Origin of the sequence: Flavihumibacter sp. ZG627, from assembly GCF_000814325.1 — a bacterium.
GTDB lineage: Bacteria > Bacteroidota > Bacteroidia > Chitinophagales > Chitinophagaceae > Flavihumibacter.
In genome coordinates this window covers 1-1,005 of record NZ_JPHF01000037.1, presented here as the reverse complement: position 1 = coordinate 1,005, position 1,005 = coordinate 1, and the positions used below count along the sequence as shown (strand labels likewise).

Here is a 1,005-nt window from a genome sequence, read left to right as displayed (position 1 = left end):
AACAATAAAATCATCATTATAGTTATATCTCAGGACTGCAGGGGGGATACCTTTTACATTGGCTTTTCTATTCATTATCTCATTTGTTCGCGGCCCTTCAATTCTTAAATAATAATCCTCGCCTAAGTTGATAGTTGAGTCGCTACAACCATTCATCAAAAAAGAAAGTGCAATAATTATCCTATACATCGTTACTTAATTACGGGATGAACTGGATTGATCCACTTTGAACCAGTAAGATTTATTTCAAAACTTTTACCCTCACCTGCAACTTTTCTACCAATGAGTGTTGCTATATTTCTTGGCCAATTTAATGGGTTTCGTGGATTGTGCATTTCAAAATTGTATTCGTCTGCATATGCTCGAACTTGATCATTAGGATATAGCTTCAACGTAAACTGACCGTAGACTAATCCGTCGTTTCCTGAGTTGCTATTTGTTAATAGGTTAAAAGATCTCTTACTGCCAACACCACCAAAATCCTCGGTATAAATTCCTGACAAATCAATTTTGTTTAGGCTAACGAAAAGAGGTTGCCCATTTCCATTTTTGAACCAGTCATTTGCCTCTGCAAGTGTTAAATACCCATCAAAATCAGGCCGACTTGGCAGGCCTTCATAATTCGATTTCATTTTTCCTTTTGCCTCATTATTCTCTAGTCCTTTCTCGCCAAGGTCAGCTTTTGCAGCATCTTCGTGGCTCATCCCCTGTCTAAAACTTTCTTTATTCATTACGATTGCGTCACCCTGCAAACCTTGATCATCCGTTCCTAACAAATTACCTACAGTATCATAAATCGGAGAAGCTGCCATTCCATCTGGGTCAATAAAACGTAATGGATTATTTACCGCATAGTTATATGGGCTCCACCTTCTAAATTGGTCAGCGAGTGGGTCTACAGTATGCCACCTGCCGATCTGATGATCATACATCCGTGCCCCGTAATCGTACCAGTCTAGTCCTGCACCATCACTAAACTCCTTTTCCTGCTTTTCCTTGCCGTTG

The 1,005-nt window shown here is 39.6% G+C and carries 2 protein-coding genes; both read right to left on the bottom strand.

All coding sequences use genetic code 11. The features are described 5' to 3' along the window. The coding region (locus tag HY58_RS19795) for a hypothetical protein (RefSeq protein ID WP_216593838.1) at window positions 1-189 on the bottom strand (189 nt) is incomplete at its 3' end. Window positions 190-191: 2 nt separating this feature from the next. Next, on the bottom strand, window positions 192-1,005 hold an 814-nt coding region (locus HY58_RS18475; protein WP_039135667.1), incomplete at its 5' end, for an RHS repeat domain-containing protein.